The following is a 20108-nucleotide window of genomic DNA, read 5'->3' on the forward strand; positions in this document are numbered from 1 at the left end:
CCGAAGGTGATTCGATGAGCGCGCTATACATGTTCGTGGGCACCCTGGTAGCACTCGGGGTGCTGGTGACTTTCCACGAGTTCGGGCACTTCTGGGTGGCCCGTCGCTGTGGCGTCAAGGTGCTGCGATTCTCCGTAGGCTTCGGTACGCCGCTGGTGCGTTGGCATGACCGCCATGGCACGGAGTTCGTCATCGCTGCCATCCCGCTGGGCGGCTACGTCAAGATGCTCGATGAGCGTGAGGTCGATGTCGAGGTTCCGCCCGAACAGCTCGATCAAGCCTTCAATCGAAAGCCTGTCGGCCAGCGTATCGCCATCGTCGCGGCGGGGCCGGTGGCCAACTTCATTCTGGCGCTGGTGTTCTTCTGGGTGTTGGCCATGCTGGGCAGTCAGCAGGTTCGCCCGGTGGTCGGCGCCGTTGCGCCGGATAGTATCGCGGCGCGTGCCGGCCTGATGCCTGGGCAGGAAATCGTCGCTGTGGACGGCAAGGCGGTGACCGGGTGGGGCGGCGTCAATCTCCAGCTCGTGCGTCGCCTGGGGGAGTCCGGAACACTGGATGTGCAGGTTCGCGAGCCCGGCTCAAGCGTCGATGCGTCCGTGCAACTGCAGCTCGATAACTGGCTCAAGGGTGCTGAAGAGCCCGATACCATCGGTTCGCTCGGTATCACGCCTTGGCGCCCGGCCTTGCCGCCTGTGGTGGGTGAAGTGCCGGATGGGCCCGGCAAGGTTGCCGGGCTGCAGGTGGGGGATCGCATTCTCGCGCTGGACGATGTTCGTCTGGACGACTGGCAGCAGTTGGTGGACTACGTCCGCCCCCGTGCCGGTCAGCCAGTCCTGGTCCGCTATGAGCGTGCCGGCAGCGTAGCTGAGGTCTCCATCACCCTGGGCAGTGCTGGGGAGGGCGAGGCACGCCGGGGTTTCATGGGTGTGGGTGTCAAGCCGGTCGACTGGCCGCCGGAAATGCTCCGCGAGGTGGCCTTCGGGCCGCTGGATGCGGTCGCTGAGGCAGCGGCACGCACTTGGTCCATGAGTCTGCTAACTCTGGATTCCCTAAAGAAAATGTTGCTCGGCGAGCTCTCGGTAAAAAACTTGAGCGGGCCGATAACCATTGCTAAAGTGGCGGGCGCTTCGGCCCAGTCGGGCGTGGGGGATTTCCTGAATTTCCTGGCCTACCTGAGCATAAGCCTGGGGGTTCTCAATCTACTGCCAGTTCCCGTCCTTGATGGGGGGCACCTGCTGTTTTACCTGATCGAGTGGACGCGTGGCCGCCCATTGTCAGAACGGGTGCAAGCTTGGGGGGTACAGATCGGTATCAGTCTGGTCGTTGGGGTCATGCTTCTGGCCCTGGTGAATGACTTGAGCCGACTGTAACGCGTCACTGAATTCCGGATCTGCCGCGCTATGCGGCAGATTCCTTATTATCAGTTGGAAAAAAAGGACTTCATGAAACGCCTGCTGCTAACCGCGGTGTTTGCCGCACTCATGATCGGCAAAGTTCACGCCGAGTCCTTCACCATCTCCGACATCCGCGTCAACGGCCTGCAGCGTGTATCCGCAGGCAGTGTGTTCGGCGCCCTGCCGCTGAATGTGGGCGACCAGGTTGATGATCGTCGCCTGGTCGAGGCCACCCGTTCCCTGTTCAAGACCGGCTTCTTCCAAGACATCCAGCTTGGCCGCGATGGCAGCGTGCTGGTTATCAGCGTAGTCGAACGCCCGTCCATCTCCAGCATCGAGATCGAGGGCAACAAGGCCATCAGCACCGAAGACCTGCTCAAGGGGCTGAAGCAATCTGGCCTCTCCGAAGGTGAGATCTTCCAGCGTGCGACCCTTGAAGGCGTGCGCAACGAGCTGCAGCGGCAGTACGTGGCCCAGGGCCGCTACTCCGCCGAGATCGAGGCCGATGTGATTCCCCAGCCGCGCAACCGCGTCGCGCTGAAAATCAACATCAATGAAGGTACGGTCGCGGCGATCCAGCACATCAACGTTGTCGGCAACACCGTGTTCCCCGACGAAGACCTGATCAATCTGTTCGAGCTGAAGACCACCAACTGGCTGTCTTTCTTCAAGAACGACGACAAGTACGCCCGCGAAAAGCTCTCCGGTGACCTGGAACGCCTGCGCTCCTATTACCTGGATCGCGGCTACATCAACATGGACATCTCCTCTACCCAGGTGTCTATCACGCCCGACAAGAAGCACGTCTACATCACCGTCAACGTTGATGAAGGCCAGAAGTACACCATTCGCGACGTGAAGCTCTCCGGCGACCTCAAGGTTCCCGAGGAGGAAGTGAAGGCATTGCTGCTGGTCAAGGAAGGGCAGGTGTTCTCCCGCAAGGTGATGACCACTACGTCCGAACTGATCACCCGTCGCCTGGGTAATGAGGGCTACACCTTCGCCAACGTCAACGGTATCCCACAGACTCACGACGATGACCACACCGTCTCCGTGACCTTCGCCGTCGACCCGGGCAAGCGCGCCTATGTCAACCGCATCAATTTCCGCGGCAACACCAAGACCGAAGATCAGGTGCTGCGCCGCGAGATGCGTCAGATGGAAGGTGGCTGGGCCTCGACCTACCTGATCGACCAGTCCAAGACCCGACTCGAGCGCCTGGGTTTCTTCAAGGAAGTTAACGTCGAAACTCCACAGGTGCCGGGCACTGATGACCAGGTGGACGTGAACTACAGCGTGGAAGAGCAACCCTCCGGCTCGATCACCGCCAGCGTGGGCTTCGCCCAGAGCGCCGGTCTGATCCTGGGCGGCTCCATCAGCCAGAACAACTTCCTTGGTACCGGCAACAAGGTCAGCATCGGCCTGACCCGTTCCGAGTATCAGACCCGCTACAACTTCGGTTTTGTCGACCCCTACTGGACCGTCGATGGCGTCAGCCTGGGCTATAACGCCTTCTACCGCACCACTGACTACGACAAGCTGGACGTGGACGTTTCCAGCTACTCCGTGGACAGCCTGGGTGCTGGTGTGAGCGTTGGCTACCCGATCAGCGAGACCTCACGCCTGACCTTCGGCCTGACCGTACAGCAGGACGAAATCGGGACGGGCCGCTACACCGTTGATGAGATCTTCAACTTCATCAAGAACGAAGGCGACAAGTACCTGAACTTCAAGGGTTCGATCGGCTGGTCCGAGTCCACCCTCAACAAGGGCGTCATGGCGACCCGAGGCCACTCCCAGAGCCTGGTGCTGGAGACCACCATTCCCGGCAGCGACCTGTCGTTCTACAAGCTCGACTACCGTGGCCAGATCTTCACCCCGCTGACCCAGAACACCGCTCTGCGCTGGCACACGGAGCTGGGCTATGGCGACAGCTACGGCTCCACTTCGGAGTTGCCGTTCTACGAGCATTACTTCGCCGGTGGTTTCAATTCCGTTCGTGGTTTCGAGGACAGCAGCCTCGGTCCACGCAGCACACCGAGCAAGGGTACCAACCCCGGAACCCTGGCTGACCCGGATCAGGACCCGTTGCCTTTCGGTGGCAACGTATTGGTACAGGGCGGCGTCGAATACCTGTTCCCGCTGCCTTTCGTGAAAGACCAGCGTCAGCTGCGTACCGTGCTGTTCTGGGATGTGGGCAACGTGTTCGACACCAGTTGCTCGTCCACCGCGAAGAACTGCAGCAACATCAACCTGGGCGACCTTGCCAGCTCGGTGGGTGTAGGGCTGACCTGGATCACTGCGCTGGGCCCGCTGAGCTTCAGCCTGGGCATGCCGATCAAGAAGCCCGACAATGCCGACACCCAGGTGTTCCAGTTCTCCCTGGGCCAGACCTTCTAAGTGTTTTGATCAAGACGACAACAGTATTTGTTGCAGGAGTGCATCGTGCGTAAGTTGACTCAACTCGTTCTGGTAGCCGCGGCCATGATGGCCACCCCGGCGTTTGCCGAAATGAAGATCGCGGTACTGAACTACCAAATGGCGCTCCTGGAGTCCGACGCTGCCAAGAAGTACGCCGTCGATGCCGAGAAGAAATTTGGCCCCCAACTGAACAAGCTCAAGACTCTGGAAAGCGACGCCAAGCGCATTCAGGACCGTCTGGTCAAGGATGGCGAGAAGATGCAGCAGGCCGAGCGTGAGCGCCTCGAACTCGAGTTCAAGCAGAAGGCACGTGACTTCCAGTTCCAGTCCAAGGAACTGAACGAAGCCAAGGCCGTTGCCGATCGCGACATGCTCAAGCAACTGAAGCCGAAGCTGGACCAGGCCGTCGAAGAAGTCCTGAAGAAGGGCTCTTATGACCTGGTGCTCGAGCGTGGTGCCGTGATCGACGTGAAGCCGCAGTTCGACATCACCCGCCAAGTCATCGAGCGCATGAACCAGCTGCGCTGAACATGACAGCCGTCTCTTACACCCTCGGCCAGTTGGCCGAGCGCCTTGGCGCCACTGTGCGCGGCAATGAAGCGCGTCTGATCAGCGGGCTGGCTACTCTGCAGGATGCCAGCTCGGATCAACTGACCTTCCTGGCCAACCCTCAGTACCGCAAGTTCCTTGCGGAGACCCGTGCCGGTGCCGTGCTGCTGACTGCAGGTGATGCCGAAGGGTTTGCGGGGGATGCGCTGGTGGTGCCGGACCCCTACCTGGCGTATGCGCGCCTGTCGCACCTGTTCGATCCCAAGCCGGTCGCTGCTGCGGGTATCCACCCGTCCGCCGTTGTCGCTGTGGATGCACAGGTCGACCCGAGTGCGAGTATCGGTCCCGGCGTCGTGATCGAGTCAGGTGCCTGCATAGGCCCTGGCGTCACCATCGGTGCCTACAGTGTCATCGGTGCGCGTAGCGTCATCGGCGAAGGCGGCTGGCTGGCTCCGCGCGTGACCCTCTATCACGACGTGAAGATCGGCAAGCGAGTGGTCATCCAGTCCGGCGCCGTGATCGGCGGCGAAGGCTTCGGTTTCGCCAAGGAAAAGGGCGCCTGGCAGAAGATCGCGCAGATCGGTGGCGTGACCCTGGGCGACGATGTCGAGGTCGGTGCCAACACCACCATCGACCGTGGCGCCCTGTCCGACACGCTCATCGGCAACGGTGTGAAACTGGACAACCAGATCATGATCGCCCACAACGTGCAGGTCGGTGACAATACCGCCATGGCTGGCTGCGTGGGCATCTCGGGCAGCACCAAGATCGGCCGCAACTGCATGATTGCAGGCGGCGTCGGCATGGTCGGGCACATCGAGGTGTGCGACAACGTGTTCGTCACCGGAATGACCATGGTGACCCGCAACATCACCGAACCGGGTGCCTACTCCTCCGGTACCGCCATGCAGACCGCGGCGGATTGGAAGAAGAGCGCCGCTCGGATTCGTCAACTGGACGACATGGCGCGTCGCCTGCAACAGCTGGAAAAGCGCCTGGCGGCAGTGACCCCGGGCGGGGATGCTTCATCTGATGCGTGACCCGCGCAGCGCCGCGCGTCCCAAATCCCCATTCAAGGCTCCAGGAATATGATGGACATCAACGAGATTCGCGAATATCTGCCGCACCGCTACCCTTTCCTTCTGGTGGATCGGGTCGTGGACCTGGATATCGAGGGCAAGCGCATTCGCGCCTACAAGAATGTCAGCATCAACGAGCCATTCTTCAACGGCCATTTCCCTGAGCACCCCATCATGCCGGGCGTGCTGATCATCGAGGCGATGGCCCAGGCGGCGGGGATCCTTGGTTTCAAGATGCTCGACGTCAAACCGGCCGACGGCACCCTCTACTACTTTGTGGGTTCGGACAAGCTGCGTTTCCGCCAGCCTGTGCTGCCGGGCGACCAGCTGATCCTCGAGGCGCGTTTCCTCAGCGTCAAACGCGGGATCTGGAAGTTCGAATGCAAGGCCAACGTCGATGGCAAGGAAGTCTGCTCGGCCGAGATCATCTGTGCGGAACGCAAACTATGAGTTTGATTGACCCTCGCGCCATCATCGATCCGTCGGCAAAGCTGGCGGATGGTGTTCAGGTCGGCCCCTGGTCGATCATTGGACCCGATGTGGAAATCGGCGAGGGTACCGTGGTCTGTCCGCATGTGGTCATCAAGGGACCGACCCGCATTGGTAGTCACAATCGTATCTACCAATTCTCCTCGGTCGGGGAAGACACCCCCGACCTGAAGTACAAGGGTGAGCCTACTCGCCTGGTGATCGGCGATCACAATGTGATCCGTGAAGGTGTCACTATCCATCGCGGTACGATCCAGGACCGTGGCGAGACCACCATCGGCGACCACAACCTGCTGATGGCCTACGTGCATGTGGGGCATGACAGCGTGATTGCCAACCATTGCATCCTGGTCAACAACACCGCCTTGGCGGGGCATGTCCATGTCGATGACTGGGCCATCCTCTCCGGCTTCACCCTGGTCCACCAGTTCTGCCGCATCGGCGCGCACAGCTTCTCCGGCATGGGCACCGCAATCGGCAAGGACGTTCCGGCCTATGTCACCGTGTTCGGCAACCCGGCCGAGGCTCGCAGCATGAACTTCGAGGGCATGCGCCGTCGCGGTTTCAGTGCCGAGGCCATCCAGGCGTTGCGAAGGGCTTATAAAGTGGTTTATCGCCAGGGCCTGACGGTCGAGCAGGCGCTGGCCGAACTGGCTGAATCCGCTGTCCAGTTCCCCGAGGTGGCCGTCTTCCGCGACTCCATCCAGTCGTCCACCCGCGGCATCACTCGCTGAGCCATGGCCCGTCCCCTGCGCATCGCGCTGGTCGCTGGCGAGGCGTCCGGTGACATCCTTGGCTCCGGCCTGATGAAAGCCCTCAAGGCCCAACGCCCCGATGTCGAGTTCATCGGCGTCGGCGGTCCCTTGATGGAAGCCGAGGGGCTGCTTCCCTATTTCCCCATGGAGCGCCTGGCGGTGATGGGCCTGGTGGAGGTGCTTGGTCGCTTGCCCGAACTGCTACGGCGACGCAAACACCTCATCCGTACCCTGACCGACGCCCGACCCGATGTCTTCATCGGTATCGATGCGCCCGATTTCAATCTGGGCGTCGAGCTCAAGCTGCATCAGGCGGGTATCCGCACCGTGCACTATGTCAGCCCCTCGGTGTGGGCCTGGCGACAGAAGCGGGTGCTGAAGATTCGTGATGCCTGCGACCTGATGCTGACCCTGTTCCCCTTTGAGGCGCGCTTCTACGAAGAGCATCAGGTGCCTGTCCGCTTCGTTGGTCACCCGCTGGCGGACACCATCCCCCTCAAGGCTGATCGTGCTGCTGCTCGCCTGGCCCTCGATCTGCCGGTCGAGTCCAACGTTGTGGCGCTCATGCCCGGCAGTCGGGGGGGCGAAGTGGGCAAGCTTGGCGCGCTGTTCCTGGATGCAGCCGAGCAGCTTCGTGCGCTGCGCCCCGGAATCGAGTTCGTATTGCCGTGCGCGAATGCCGCGCGCCGTGAGCAATTGGAGCAGATGCTCGCGGGACGTGACCTGCCGCTGACCTTGCTCGATGGGCGTTCTCATCTGGCGCTGGCTGCCTGCGATGCCGTTCTGATCGCTTCCGGTACGGCCACCTTGGAGGCGCTGCTCTATAAGCGCCCGATGGTGGTGGCCTATCGTCTGGCGCCGCTCACTTACAAGATTTTGCGACGTCTGGTGAAGAGCCCTTATGTATCGTTGCCGAACCTGCTGGCCCAGCGCCTGCTCGTGCCGGAGCTGATCCAGGACGCTGCGACCCCCGAAGCGCTGGCCCAGACCCTGTCGCCGTTGCTCGACGACGGCGAGGTACAGACCGAAGGCTTTGACACCATTCATCGCGCCCTGCGTCGTGATGCGTCCGCAGAGGCCGCCCTGGCGGTATTGCAACTGGCGGAGGCACGCTGATGCAGATGGGCATGGACTTCGACCTGGTCGAGGAACTGGTGGCAGGCGTTGACGAAGTTGGCCGGGGCCCGCTGTGCGGCCCGGTCGTCACGGCTGCGGTGATCCTCGACCCTGCACGCCCGATTCAGGGGCTGAACGACTCCAAGAAGCTCTCCGAGGCACGCCGCGAGGCGCTGTTCGACGAGATTCGCGAGAAGGCACTGGCCTGGTGCATTGCTCGGGCCGAGGTCGAGGAAATCGACCAACTGAACATCCTGCACGCCACCATGCTGGCCATGCAGCGTGCGGTGGAGGGGCTCTCCGTGACCCCGAAACTGGCCCTCATCGACGGCAATCGCTGCCCCAGGCTCGCGGTACCCTGTGCACCTGTTGTCCAGGGGGATGCGAAAGTCCCCGCGATTGCGGCCGCGTCCATTCTGGCCAAGGTCTCCCGAGACCGTGAAATGGCCGAGCTGGACACGCTCTACCCAGGCTACGGCCTGGCCGGACACAAGGGCTATCCCACCCCTGTGCACCTCGAGGCGCTGAAGCGCCTCGGTCCCACGGCGATCCACCGGCGTTCGTTCGCGCCCGTCCGGGAGTTGCTCGAAATCGGGCGCTGATCCGCCACTTTGAACGTCTGATCTCGTCTCAAGGCCCGTGTGGCTTCGCGGACGCCATGCGCTGCCTCTCAGTCGGCTGCCGGGCGCCCCAGCGAGATCTTCTTTCCGCTGCGATACTTCATCCGGGTATTCCAGCGTTTCACTGAGTGCCGCCACAAGCGGCCCAAGGAGTTCCTCATGCAAGACATGGCCAACCTAGTGGTCAACTCGCTCAACGGCTTCATCTGGGGCAAGGTCCTGATCTGGCTGCTGGTGGGCTGCGGCCTCTACTTCACCATCCGCCTTGGGCTGATCCAGTTCCGCCATTTCGGGCACACCTTCAGCGTGCTCAAGGGCAGTCGCCAGGCGGATGACTCCGGCATTTCCTCGTTCCAGGCATTGTGCACTTCACTGGCGGCCCGGGTCGGGACCGGCAACGTCGCCGGTGTCGCCGTCGCCATCACCCTGGGCGGCCCTGGCGCCGTGTTCTGGATGTGGATGATCGCGATGGTCGGCATGGCCACTGGCTTCGTCGAGGCGACCCTGGCCCAGTTGTTCAAGACCCGTGACGACAAGGGGCAGTTCCGCGGCGGCCCGGCCTACTACATGGAAAAGGGTCTCGGGGCGCGCTGGATGGGCGTGCTGTTTTCGCTGTTCCTGATCCTCGCCTTCGGTTTCGTCTTCAACTCGGTCCAGGCCAATACCATCAGCGGTGCCCTGCAAGGGGCGTTTGGCCTGCCGTTGTGGGTCAGCGGGGTGGTGCTGGTGGGCATCACGGCCCTGATCATCTTTGGTGGAATCCGCTCCATCGCTCGCTTCTCCGAGCTGGCGGTGCCCTTCATGGCCGTGGCCTACCTGCTGGTGGCGGTCGTGCTGATCATCACCCAGGCCAGTGAACTGCCGGGCATCCTGGTAATGATCGTCAAGAGTGCCTTCGGTTGGCATGAGGCAGCGGCCGGTGGCATCGGCGCGGCGATCATGAACGGCTTCAAGCGTGGGCTGTTCTCCAACGAGGCCGGCATGGGCTCGGCCCCCAATGCGGCTGCCTCGGCAACACCCTATCCGCCGCACCCCGCCTCCCAGGGCTATGTGCAGATGGCCGGTGTGTTCATTGACACTCTGCTTATCTGCACCGCCTCGGCCGCCATCATCCTCCTGGCCGGTCCGCAGGAAGGCGAGGGCATCATGCTGGTGCAGAACGCCCTGACCAGCCAGGTGGGCCTGTGGGGCAAGTACTTCCTGGCGGTGATCATCCTGTTCTTCGCCTTCACCTCCATCGTCGCCAACTACTTCTACGCCGAGAACTGCCTGGTATTCCTCGAGCACAACCACCCGGGCGGCCTGCTGGCGTTCCGCCTGGCGGTGCTCGGAATGGTGATGTTCGGTGCCCAGGCGTCGCTGCCCTTCGTCTGGAACCTGGCTGACGTGTCCATGGGGCTGATGGCGATTACCAACCTCATCGCCATCCTCCTGCTCTCCAACCTGGCCATAAAGCTCGCCCGTGACTACAACGCACAGCGCAAGGCCGGCAAGCTGCCGACCTTCGACGCCAGCCAGTACCCGGAGATCCAGGAGAAGCTGGAGCCTGGCATCTGGGACGACCGCCGCTGACCTCGCCAAGGCATTGAGCGCAAACCTGTAGCTTTACCATCGGGCCCGGTACAATCCGGGCCCTGCCGTTTCTGCCTCTTCCAAAGGATCGTCATGACCGTTTCCTTCGTGCATCTCCGTCTCCATTCCGAGTATTCCCTGGTCGACGGCCTGGTGCGGGTCAAGCCCCTGATCAAGGCCGTGGCGGCTGCCGGCATGCCAGCGGTGGCGGTCACCGACCAGAGCAACATGTGCTCCCTGGTCAAGTTCTACAAGGCGGCCCAGGGTGGCGGCATCAAGCCCATCTGTGGCGCCGACATCTGGCTGGCGAGCCTGGACGAAGACGGCCCCCTCAGCCGCATGACGCTGCTGGCGATGGACGGCAAGGGCTATCGCAACCTCACCGAGCTGATCTCCCGTGGCTGGTCCGATGGCCAGAGCAACGGCCTGGTGATCATCCAGCGTGACTGGGTGAAGGAAGCCGCCGAAGGCCTGATCGCCCTGTCCGGCGCGAAGGAAGGCGAGATCGGCATGGCGCTGCTCAACGGCGACACGGCGGCCGCCGAGCGCCTGCTGGCGGAGTGGCAGGCTGTGTTCCCGGATCGCTTCTACCTGGAGCTGCAGCGCACCGGCCGGGTCAATGACGAGGAACATGTGCACGCGGCCGTGGCCCTGGCGGATCGCTGCGGTGCGCCGCTGGTGGCGACCAACGACGTGCGCTTCATCAAGGCCGACGACTTCGAGGCCCACGAGACCCGCGTGTGCATCGGCGAGGGCCGGACCCTCGACGACCCGCGCCGGCCGCGCAACTACTCCAACCAGCAGTACCTGAAGTCGCCGGAAGAGATGGCCGAGCTGTTCAGTGATCTCCCCGACGCCATCGAGAACACCGTCGAGATCGCCCGGCGCTGCAACATCGATGTGCGCCTGGGCAAGCACTTCCTGCCCGACTTCCCGACGCCCAATGGCATGGGCATCGACGACTACCTGCGCCACGCCTCCTACGAAGGCCTCGAAGAGCGCCTCGCGGTGCTCTGGCCTAAGGAAACGACCCCGGACTACGAAGAGAAGCGCCAGCTCTACATCGACCGCCTGGAGTTCGAGTTGGGCACCATCATTCAGATGGGCTTCCCCGGCTACTTCCTGATCGTTGCCGACTTCATCCAGTGGGCGAAGAACAACGGCGTCCCGGTGGGGCCTGGCCGTGGATCGGGCGCCGGCTCGCTGGTCGCCTACGTGCTGAAGATCACCGACCTCGACCCGCTGGCCTACGACCTGCTGTTCGAGCGCTTCCTCAACCCCGAGCGGGTCTCCATGCCCGACTTCGACGTCGACTTCTGCATGGACGGCCGCGACCGCGTGATCGACTACGTGGCCGAGAAGTACGGCCGCAACGCGGTGAGCCAGATCATCACCTTCGGCTCCATGGCGGCGAAGGCGGTGGTGCGTGACGTGGCACGGGTGCAGGGCAAGTCCTATGGCCTGGCTGATCGCCTGTCGAAGATGATCCCCTTCGAAGTGGGCATGACCCTGGAGGCGGCCTACAACCAGGAAGAGGCCCTCCGGGACTTCCTCAAGTCCGACGAGGAAGCCCAGGAAATCTGGGACATGGCCCTCAAGCTCGAAGGCATCACCCGGGGCACCGGCAAGCACGCCGGCGGCGTGGTGATCGCCCCCACCAAGCTGACCGACTTCGCGCCCATCGCCTGTGACGAGGAAGGCGGCGGCCTGGTGACCCAGTTCGACAAGGACGACGTGGAGGCGGCCGGCCTGGTGAAGTTCGACTTCCTCGGCCTGCGCACGCTGACGATCATCAAGTGGGCCATGGAGATGATCAACCGCGAGCAGGAGAAGAACGGCCTGCCGCTGGTGGACATCGACCGCATCCCGCTGGATGACAAGAAAACCTACGACATGCTGCAGAAGGCGGAGACCACCGCGGTCTTCCAGCTTGAATCCCGCGGCATGAAGGAGCTGATCAAGAAGCTCAAGCCCGACTGCCTGGAAGACATGATCGCCCTCGTGGCCCTGTTCCGTCCGGGGCCGCTGCAGTCCGGCATGGTGGACGACTTCATCAACCGCAAGCACGGCCGTGCCGAGCTGTCCTACCCGCACCCGGACTACCAGTACGCCGGCCTCGAACCGGTGCTCAAGCCCACCTACGGCATCATCCTGTACCAGGAGCAGGTGATGCAGATCGCCCAGGTGATGGCGGGCTACACCCTCGGCGGCGCGGACATGCTGCGTCGCGCCATGGGCAAGAAGAAGCCCGAGGAAATGGCCAAGCAGCGCGGCGGCTTCATCGAAGGTTGCGCCAGCAATGGGATCGATGCCGAGTTGGCGGGCAACATCTTCGATCTGGTGGAGAAGTTCGCCGGTTATGGCTTCAACAAATCCCACTCCGCCGCCTATGGCTGGGTTTCCTACCAGACCGCGTGGCTGAAGGCCCACTACCCGTCGCCCTTCATGGCGGCGGTGCTCACGGCGGATATGCACAACACCGACAAGGTGGTGACGCTCATCGAAGAGTGCCGCAGCATGAAGCTGCGCATCGTCGCGCCGGACGTGAACAACTCCGACTACCGCTTCACCGTCGACGACGCCGGGCAGATCATCTATGGCCTCGGTGCGATCAAGGGCGTGGGCGAGGGGCCGGTGGAGGCCATCGTCGAATGCCGTGACGAGGGCGGGCCGTTCAAGGACCTGTTCGACTTCTGCAACCGTGTCGACCTCAAGCGCATCAACAAGCGCACGCTGGAAGCGCTGATCCGTGGCGGTGCGCTGGATCGCCTCGGGCCGTTCTTCAGTGACGAGCCCAAGGCCTACCAGGCTGGCATCGACCGCAACCGGGGCGTGCTGCTGGCAGCGATGGAGGAAGCCATCCAGGCCGCCGAGCAGACCGCCCGCAGCCACGACAGCGGCCACATGGACCTGTTTGGCGGGCTCTTTGCCGAGCCCGACGCCGACGTCTACGCCAACCACCGTCGGGCCAAGGAGCTGACCCTCAAGGAGCGCCTCAAGGGCGAGAAGGACACCCTGGGGCTCTACCTCACCGGCCACCCCATCGACGAGTACGAGGGCGAGGTGCGCCGCTTCGCCCGCCAGCGCATCGTCGAGCTCAAGCCCGCGCGGGATACCCAGACCATCGCCGGCCTGATCGTCAACCTGCGGGTGATGAAGAACAAGAAGGGCGACAAGATGGGCTTCATCACCCTCGACGACCGCTCCGGGCGTATTGAGGCCTCCCTGTTCGCCGATGCCTTCGCCTCCGCCCATACCCTGCTGCAGACCGATGCGCTGGTGGTGGTGGAAGGGGAGGTGAGCCACGACGACTTCTCCGGTGGCCTGCGCCTGCGTGCCAAGCGCGTCATGAGCCTGGAGGAGGCGCGTACCGGGCTGGCCGAGAGCCTGCGGATGAAGGTGGATCACAGCGCCCTGCAAGGCGACCGCCTGCGCTGGCTCGCCGACCTGTGCGGGCGCCACCGGGGCTCCTGCCCGATCACCATCGACTACGCAGGCCCCAGTGCCCGTGCCCTGCTGCAGTTCGGCGAGCAGTGGTGCATCGACCCGGCCGATACGCTGATTCAGGCATTGCGTGACCAGTTCGGGCGCGACAACGTCTTCCTGCACTACCGGTGAGACGCGGCTGACGCGCCGCGTTCTCTCGACCCACATGCGCCCTTCCTTTAAGGTAGGGCGCCAAATGGACCCAGCCGCCTGGCCCCACGCGCACGACGGAAGCCTATGAACCCGAATTTTCTGGATTTCGAACAGCCGATCGCTGACCTGCAAGCCAAGATCGAGGAGCTGCGCCTGGTCGGCAACGACAATGCGCTGAACATCAGCGACGAGATTGCCCGCCTTCAGGAAAAAAGCAGCGCCCTGACCGAAAGCATCTTCGGCAACCTGACCAGCTGGCAGATCGCCCAGTTGGCCCGCCATCCGCGCCGGCCCTACACCCTGGACTACATCAGCCACATCTTCACCGAGTTCGACGAGCTGCATGGCGATCGCCATTTCTCCGACGATGCGGCCATCGTCGGCGGCGTAGCCCGCCTGGACGACCAGCCGGTGATGGTGATCGGTCACCAGAAAGGCCGTGAAGTGCGCGAGAAGGTCCGTCGCAACTTCGGCATGCCCCGTCCCGAGGGCTACCGCAAGGCCTGCCGCCTGATGGAGATGGCCGAGCGCTTCAAGATGCCGATCCTGACCTTCATCGACACCCCTGGTGCCTACCCGGGCATCGATGCCGAAGAGCGCGGCCAGAGCGAGGCCATCGCCTGGAACCTGCGGGTCATGGCGCGTCTGAAGACCCCGATCATCGCCACCGTGATCGGCGAAGGTGGTTCCGGCGGTGCGCTGGCCATCGGCGTGTGCGATCGCCTGAACATGCTGCAGTACTCCACCTACTCGGTGATCTCGCCGGAAGGCTGCGCCTCCATCCTGTGGAAAACCGCCGAGAAGGCGCCCGACGCGGCCGAGGCCATGGGCATCACCGCCGAGCGCCTGAAGGGTCTGGGGATCGTCGACAAGGTCATTCCCGAGCCGCTGGGTGGTGCCCACCGCGAGCCCGCCATTGCGGCCCAGTCGATCCGCGAGGAGCTGCTCGGCCAGCTCAAGACCCTGAAGAAGCTGTCGGTCGACGACCTGCTGGCCCGTCGCTACGAGCGTCTGATGAGTTATGGCGTGGCCTGAGGGCCACGCGCCGGGGCGGGCTGATGAGGGCTCGCCACTGGCCCGCTCGCTCCATTCCCTCCTGCTGTCCCGCGCCCTGCCCTGGCGTTCCGCGCCGGGGTGGACGGTCGCCTTCTCCGGTGGCCTCGACTCCACCGTCCTGCTGCATCTGCTGGTTGCGCTCTCCCGCCAGGGTGACGTGCCGCCGCTCAGCGCACTTCATGTCCATCACGGCCTGCAGTCGGCTGCCGAGGCATGGCCGGCCCATTGCCAGGCCGTGTGTGACCGACTCGGCGTGCCCTTGATGCATGCCTCCGTGGTCGTGGAGGAGGGCGCCAGCCTGGAGAATGCCGCTCGTCGGGCGCGCTATGGCGCCTTCGAGCGGGCTGTGGAGGGCGGGAAGGTGCTGATGCTGGCCCAGCACCGTGACGACCAGGCCGAGACGCTGCTGTTCCGGTTGATGCGCGGCGCTGGCGTGCGAGGCCTGGCGGGGATGCCGGTGAGCCGCGCTCTGGGCGACGGTCATTTGCTGCGGCCGTTGCTGGACGTGGCTCGCCAGGACCTGGAGGCCTATGCGCGGGAGCAAGGGCTGGACTGGGTCGAGGACCCGTCGAACCAGGACACCCGGCTGGACCGCAACTACCTGCGACAGATCGTCCTGCCTGCCCTGGTGTCGCGCTGGCCGCGCGCGCTCGGTGGCATGGCCCGCAGTGCTGCGCACCTGGCCGAGGGTGAGGCGCTGCTGGGGGAGTTGGCAGCCATCGATCTGGCTGCCGCGCGAGACACCGAGGTATTCCCCTGGCTGAGTTTGCCGACCCTCTCCCTCGATCCGCTGCTGGCGTTGTCCGAACCAAGGCAGCGCAATGCCCTGCGTCACTGGCTCGCCCCCTTCACGGCCATGCCCGACAGCGATCACTGGACGGGCTGGGTGGCCTTGCGTGACGCCGCGCCGGATGCCGAACCGGTCTGGCGTCTGGCCGATGGCGAGCTGCGCCGCGCCGGTGGCCGGCTCTGGTGGCTCGGCAACGCCTGGCTGGATGCCGTGCCGACGGCTCAGCCCTGGCCTAATCCCGAGCATCCCCTGGCCCTGGACGGCAATGGTGTGGTGTGGATCGAAGGGCGGGAACCGGAAGGTCCCTTGCAGGTGCGCTATCGCCAAGGTGGGGAGTCGATGCAGATCGACGGACGGGGGCGCCGTGACCTCAAGCGCTTGCTCAACGAGCGGGGTTTCCCGGCTTTTGCCCGGGGTCGCCTGCCCTTGCTCTACCGAGGCGACGAACTGCTTGCGGTAGCCAATCTGCAAGGGCTGGAGGGGCCTCGGGAGGGGGGCTGGACCCTGTGTTGGACACCCCCGACGAATGACCGAGGTTTGAGCTGAAAGGGTCTTTCCGGTAGACTACGCTCCCGTCTTACAGAGCACCTGCCGATTCCCTCGGAACTGGCAGGTGCTTGCCGTTTCGGCACTGTTCCAGATTCCGGGCCCTGGCCCGATTCGCTCTCTCCGGCGGCCTTCCGCCTAAACGCTGACTTCTAGGGTTATTCATGACGCGCTACATCTTCGTCACGGGTGGTGTTGTTTCTTCATTGGGGAAAGGCATCGCCTCGGCATCCTTGGCCGCCATTCTGGAAGCGCGGGGCCTGAAGGTCACCATGCTCAAGCTGGACCCGTACATCAACGTGGACCCGGGCACCATGAGCCCGTTCCAGCACGGCGAAGTGTTCGTCACCGAGGATGGCGCCGAGACCGACCTCGACCTGGGCCACTACGAGCGCTTCGTGCGCACCACCATGACCCAGAACAACAACTTCACCACCGGCCGCGTCTACGCCGACGTGCTGCGCAAGGAGCGCCGTGGTGACTACCTGGGTGCCACCATCCAGGTGATCCCGCACATCACCGACGAGATCAAGCGTCGCATCATCAAGGGCGCCGGCGATGCCGACGTGGCCCTGGTGGAGATCGGCGGCACCGTGGGTGACATCGAGTCCCAGCCCTTCCTCGAAGCCATCCGCCAACTGCGGGTGGAGGTCGGCGCCAAGCGCGCGATGCTGATGCACCTGACCCTGGTGCCCTACATCGCCACCGCCGGCGAGACCAAGACCAAGCCGACCCAGCACTCGGTGAAGGAGCTGCGTTCCATCGGCCTGCAGCCCGACGTGCTGATCTGCCGTTCCGACCACGAGGTCGACCTGTCCTCCCGTCGCAAGATCGCGCTGTTCACCAACGTGGAGGAGCGTGCGGTCATCGCCCTGCAGGACGTCGACACCATCTACCGCATTCCTTCCGTGCTGCACGCCCAGGGCCTGGACGACTTCGTCGTCGAGCGCTTCGGCCTGCAGTGCGGCGGTGCCGACCTTTCCGAGTGGGATCGCGTGGTTGACGCCAAGCTGAACCCCGAGAAGGACGTCACCATCGCCATGGTCGGCAAGTACATGGAGCTGCTGGATGCCTACAAGTCGCTGATCGAGGCGATGAGCCATGCCGGCATCGAGAACCGCACCAAGGTGAACCTGCGCTACATCGACTCCGAAGACATCGAGAACCAGGGCACCAGCCTGCTGGAAGGCGTCGATGCCATCCTGGTTCCCGGCGGTTTCGGCCTGCGCGGCGTGGAGGGCAAGATCAGTACCGTCAAGTACGCCCGCGAGAACAAGATCCCCTACCTGGGTATCTGCCTTGGCATGCAGGTGGCCGTGATCGAGTTCGCCCGTAACGTACTGGGCTGGACCGACGCCAACTCCACCGAGTTCGACAAGGCCAGCGGCCATCCGGTGGTCGGCCTGATCACCGAGTGGCAGGACGCCACCGGCGCCACCGAGATCCGCACCGAAGCCTCGGACCTGGGGGGCACCATGCGCCTCGGCGCCCAGGCCTGCCAGTTGGAGGCCGGCTCGCAAGTGCACGCCTGCTACGGCAAGGACGAGATCGTCGAGCGCCACCGCCACCGCTACGAAGTGAACAACAACCTGCTGCCGCAATTGAAGGAAGCCGGCCTCAAGATCACCGGTCGCTCCGGCGACGGCGCTCTGGTCGAAGTGGTGGAAGCACCGGATCATCCGTGGTTCGTCGCCTGCCAGTTCCACCCGGAGTTCACCTCCACCCCGCGTGACGGCCACCCGCTGTTCAGCGGCTTCGTCAAGGCCGCCCTGGCCCAGAAAGCGAAGAAGGCGTGAGCATGCAACAGAAGATCGTTCGCGTCGGCGACATCGAGATCGCCAACGACAAGCCCTTCGTGCTCTTCGGTGGCATGAACGTGCTGGAGTCCCGTGACCTGGCGCTTAAGGTCTGTGAAGCGTACGTGCGGGTCACCGAGAAGCTCGGCATCCCCTACGTGTTCAAGGCCAGCTTCGACAAGGCCAACCGCTCTTCCATCAACTCCTTCCGTGGCCCCGGCCTGGAAGAGGGGATGAAAATCTTCGAAGAGGTGAAGAAGACTTTTGGCGTGCCGGTCATCACCGACGTGCACGAACCGCACCAGGCCGCTCCTGTGGCCGAGGTCTGCGACATCATCCAACTGCCGGCCTTCCTCTCCCGCCAGACCGACCTGGTGGTGGCGATGGCGAAGACCGACGCGGTCATCAACATCAAGAAGGCCCAGTTCCTTGCACCCCAGGAGATGAAGCACATCCTGACCAAGTGCGAAGAGGCCGGTAACGATCGCCTGATCCTCTGCGAGCGCGGCTCGTCCTTCGGCTACAACAACCTGGTGGTCGACATGCTCGGCTTCGGCATCATGAAGCAGTTCGGCTACCCGGTGTTCTTCGACGTCACCCACGCCCTGCAGATGCCAGGTGGCCGCGCGGACTCCGCAGGCGGTCGTCGTGCCCAGGTCACCGACCTGGCCAAGGCTGGCATGAGCCAGGGGCTGGCCGGCCTGTTCCTCGAGGCCCATCCGGACCCGGACAACGCCAAGTGCGATGGCCCCTGTGCCCTGCGCCTGGACAAGCTGGAGCCGTTCCTCGACCAGCTCAAGCACCTGGATGACCTGGTCAAGGCTTTCCCGCCGATCGAGACTGCCTGAGCCGGCAGTTCTCCGGTAAAGTGCCGGGCGGGCGCAAGCTGACCATGTGGTCATGTTTTTTCGCCGGAGCTGCCGAATGAACATCCGGACGACCCGCCCCTCTAATTTCGCAGCAGCGTAATCGTCAATTTTGGAGTGCTAACAACAATGGCAAAGATCGTCGACATCAAGGGCCGCGAGGTTCTGGATTCCCGTGGCAACCCCACCGTGGAAGCCGACGTGATCCTCGAGAACGGTTTCATCGGCAGCGCCTGCGCGCCGTCCGGTGCATCCACCGGTTCCCGCGAGGCGCTGGAACTGCGTGATGGCGACAAGAGCCGTTACCTGGGCAAGGGTGTGCTGAATGCCGTGGCCAACATCAACGGCCCGATCCGTGACCTGCTGCTGGGCAAGGACGCGACCGACCAGAAAGCCCTGGATCGCGCGATGATCGAGCTCGACGGTACCGAGAACAAGGCCAAGCTGGGCGCCAACGCCATCCTCGCCGTGTCCCTGGCGGCTGCCAAGGCAGCTGCCCAGGCCAAGGGCGTCCCGCTGTATGCCCATATTGCCGACCTGAACGGCACTCCGGGTCAGTACTCCATGCCCGTCCCGATGATGAACATCATCAACGGCGGTGAGCACGCCGATAACAACGTCGACATCCAGGAGTTCATGGTCCAGCCGGTTGGTGCCAAGAACTTCGCCGACGCCCTGCGCATGGGTGCCGAGATCTTCCACCACCTGAAAGCTGTGCTGAAGGCCCGTGGCCTGAACACCGCAGTGGGTGACGAGGGCGGTTTCGCCCCGAACCTGGCCTCCAACGAAGACGCCCTGGGCGCCATCGCCGAAGCCGTCGCCAATGCCGGCTACACGCTGGGCACCGACGTGACCCTGGCCCTGGACTGCGCTTCCAGCGAGTTCTTCAAGGACGGCAAGTACGACCTGGCCGGCGAAGGCAAGGTGTTCGATGCCAATGGTTTCGCCGACTACCTGGCCGGCCTGACCCAGCGCTACCCGATCATCTCCATCGAAGACGGCATGGACGAGTCCGACTGGGCCGGTTGGAAGTCCCTGACCGAGAAGATCGGCGAGAAGGTGCAACTGGTGGGTGACGACCTGTTCGTGACCAACACCAAGATCCTCAAGGAAGGCATCGACAAGAGCATCGCCAACTCGATCCTGATCAAGTTCAACCAGATCGGTTCCCTGACCGAGACCCTGGAAGCGATCCAGATGGCCAAGGCTGCCGGCTACACCGCGGTGATCTCCCACCGTTCCGGTGAAACCGAGGACAGCACCATCGCCGACCTGGCCGTGGGCACCGCTGCCGGCCAGATCAAGACCGGCTCCCTGTGTCGCTCCGACCGCGTGTCCAAGTACAACCAGCTGCTGCGTATCGAAGAGCAACTGGGCGGAAAGGCCCCTTACCGTGGTCGTGCCGAGTTCCGCGGCTAAG

15 protein-coding genes are annotated in these 20108 nt (G+C 63.6%); all 15 read left to right on the forward strand.

What is annotated here, in order from left to right:
• Positions 1 to 14: 14 nt before the first annotated feature.
• The 15 genes from rseP (at position 15) to eno (ending at position 20107) form a co-directional block, all read left to right on the forward strand.
• Positions 15 to 1370, forward strand: coding sequence for an RIP metalloprotease RseP (gene rseP, locus A7D27_RS05900; RefSeq protein ID WP_069564362.1), 1356 nt, complete (start codon positions 15 to 17; stop codon positions 1368 to 1370).
• A gap of 72 nt (positions 1371 to 1442) precedes the next feature.
• Complete coding sequence (gene bamA / locus A7D27_RS05905; RefSeq protein ID WP_069564363.1) at positions 1443 to 3794, forward strand: outer membrane protein assembly factor BamA; 2352 nt, start codon at positions 1443 to 1445, stop codon at positions 3792 to 3794.
• Between the two features lie 45 nt (positions 3795 to 3839).
• A complete protein-coding gene (locus A7D27_RS05910; RefSeq protein ID WP_069562145.1) occupies positions 3840 to 4343 on the forward strand; it encodes an OmpH family outer membrane protein in 504 nt (167 codons plus the stop codon).
• Positions 4344 to 4345: 2 nt separating this feature from the next.
• Entirely contained in the window at positions 4346 to 5404 is a 1059-nt protein-coding gene (lpxD, locus tag A7D27_RS05915; RefSeq protein ID WP_069564364.1) for a UDP-3-O-(3-hydroxymyristoyl)glucosamine N-acyltransferase, read from the forward strand.
• A 48-nt stretch (positions 5405 to 5452) separates the two neighbouring features.
• Entirely contained in the window at positions 5453 to 5893 is a 441-nt protein-coding gene (gene fabZ / locus A7D27_RS05920; RefSeq protein ID WP_044414358.1) for a 3-hydroxyacyl-ACP dehydratase FabZ, read from the forward strand.
• The gene (gene lpxA / locus A7D27_RS05925) at positions 5890 to 6666 is read left to right on the forward strand and encodes an acyl-ACP--UDP-N-acetylglucosamine O-acyltransferase (protein ID WP_069564365.1); all 777 of its coding nucleotides are present in this window, start codon (positions 5890 to 5892) and stop codon (positions 6664 to 6666) included. Before fabZ ends, lpxA begins: the two co-directional genes overlap by 4 nt.
• A gap of 3 nt (positions 6667 to 6669) precedes the next feature.
• Positions 6670 to 7803 carry a lipid-A-disaccharide synthase gene (gene lpxB, locus A7D27_RS05930; RefSeq protein WP_069564366.1) on the forward strand — a complete coding sequence of 378 codons (1134 nt, stop codon included), beginning with the start codon at positions 6670 to 6672 and terminating at the stop codon, positions 7801 to 7803.
• On the forward strand, positions 7803 to 8405 hold the full coding sequence (gene rnhB / locus A7D27_RS05935) for a ribonuclease HII (RefSeq protein WP_069562149.1): 603 nt from the start codon (positions 7803 to 7805) through the stop codon (positions 8403 to 8405). Before lpxB ends, rnhB begins: the two co-directional genes overlap by 1 nt.
• A 177-nt stretch (positions 8406 to 8582) precedes the next feature.
• The gene (locus A7D27_RS05940; protein WP_069564367.1) at positions 8583 to 9995 is read left to right on the forward strand and encodes a sodium:alanine symporter family protein; all 1413 of its coding nucleotides are present in this window, start codon (positions 8583 to 8585) and stop codon (positions 9993 to 9995) included.
• A gap of 93 nt (positions 9996 to 10088) precedes the next feature.
• Positions 10089 to 13613: a DNA polymerase III subunit alpha gene (dnaE, locus tag A7D27_RS05945; RefSeq protein WP_069564368.1), complete on the forward strand. Its 3525-nt coding sequence runs from the start codon at positions 10089 to 10091 to the stop codon at positions 13611 to 13613.
• Between the two features lie 105 nt (positions 13614 to 13718).
• A complete protein-coding gene (gene accA, locus A7D27_RS05950; protein WP_044414343.1) occupies positions 13719 to 14669 on the forward strand; it encodes an acetyl-CoA carboxylase carboxyl transferase subunit alpha in 951 nt (316 codons plus the stop codon).
• On the forward strand, positions 14656 to 16026 hold the full coding sequence (gene tilS, locus A7D27_RS05955; RefSeq protein ID WP_069564369.1) for a tRNA lysidine(34) synthetase TilS: 1371 nt from the start codon (positions 14656 to 14658) through the stop codon (positions 16024 to 16026). Before accA ends, tilS begins: the two co-directional genes overlap by 14 nt.
• 164 nt (positions 16027 to 16190) lie before the next feature.
• Positions 16191 to 17822: a CTP synthase gene (locus A7D27_RS05960; protein ID WP_069564370.1), complete on the forward strand. Its 1632-nt coding sequence runs from the start codon at positions 16191 to 16193 to the stop codon at positions 17820 to 17822.
• Between the two features lie 2 nt (positions 17823 to 17824).
• Positions 17825 to 18670, forward strand: coding sequence for a 3-deoxy-8-phosphooctulonate synthase (gene kdsA / locus A7D27_RS05965; protein ID WP_069562155.1), 846 nt, complete (start codon positions 17825 to 17827; stop codon positions 18668 to 18670).
• Between the two features lie 147 nt (positions 18671 to 18817).
• Positions 18818 to 20107 carry a phosphopyruvate hydratase gene (gene eno / locus A7D27_RS05970; RefSeq protein WP_069562156.1) on the forward strand — a complete coding sequence of 430 codons (1290 nt, stop codon included), beginning with the start codon at positions 18818 to 18820 and terminating at the stop codon, positions 20105 to 20107.
• The last annotated feature ends 1 nt before the right edge of the window (position 20108 follow it).

This window comes from Pseudomonas sp. 1D4, assembly GCF_001728925.1.
Taxonomy (GTDB): Bacteria; Pseudomonadota; Gammaproteobacteria; order Pseudomonadales; family Pseudomonadaceae; genus Metapseudomonas; species Metapseudomonas otitidis.

What these genes read in the sequence shown, in the direction of transcription:
- rseP (WP_069564362.1), top strand. Translation starts at nt 15, where the DNA reads ATGAGCGCGCTATACATGTTCGTGGGCACCCTGGTAGCACTCGGGGTG.
- fabZ (WP_044414358.1), top strand. Translation starts at nt 5,453, where the DNA reads ATGATGGACATCAACGAGATTCGCGAATATCTGCCGCACCGCTACCCT.
- bamA (WP_069564363.1), top strand. Translation starts at nt 1,443, where the DNA reads ATGAAACGCCTGCTGCTAACCGCGGTGTTTGCCGCACTCATGATCGGC.
- lpxB (WP_069564366.1), top strand. Translation starts at nt 6,670, where the DNA reads ATGGCCCGTCCCCTGCGCATCGCGCTGGTCGCTGGCGAGGCGTCCGGT.
- A7D27_RS05940 (WP_069564367.1), top strand. Translation starts at nt 8,583, where the DNA reads ATGCAAGACATGGCCAACCTAGTGGTCAACTCGCTCAACGGCTTCATC.
- tilS (WP_069564369.1), top strand. Translation starts at nt 14,656, where the DNA reads ATGGCGTGGCCTGAGGGCCACGCGCCGGGGCGGGCTGATGAGGGCTCG.
- lpxD (WP_069564364.1), top strand. Translation starts at nt 4,346, where the DNA reads ATGACAGCCGTCTCTTACACCCTCGGCCAGTTGGCCGAGCGCCTTGGC.
- A7D27_RS05960 (WP_069564370.1), top strand. Translation starts at nt 16,191, where the DNA reads ATGACGCGCTACATCTTCGTCACGGGTGGTGTTGTTTCTTCATTGGGG.
- kdsA (WP_069562155.1), top strand. Translation starts at nt 17,825, where the DNA reads ATGCAACAGAAGATCGTTCGCGTCGGCGACATCGAGATCGCCAACGAC.
- dnaE (WP_069564368.1), top strand. Translation starts at nt 10,089, where the DNA reads ATGACCGTTTCCTTCGTGCATCTCCGTCTCCATTCCGAGTATTCCCTG.
- lpxA (WP_069564365.1), top strand. Translation starts at nt 5,890, where the DNA reads ATGAGTTTGATTGACCCTCGCGCCATCATCGATCCGTCGGCAAAGCTG.
- rnhB (WP_069562149.1), top strand. Translation starts at nt 7,803, where the DNA reads ATGCAGATGGGCATGGACTTCGACCTGGTCGAGGAACTGGTGGCAGGC.
- accA (WP_044414343.1), top strand. Translation starts at nt 13,719, where the DNA reads ATGAACCCGAATTTTCTGGATTTCGAACAGCCGATCGCTGACCTGCAA.
- eno (WP_069562156.1), top strand. Translation starts at nt 18,818, where the DNA reads ATGGCAAAGATCGTCGACATCAAGGGCCGCGAGGTTCTGGATTCCCGT.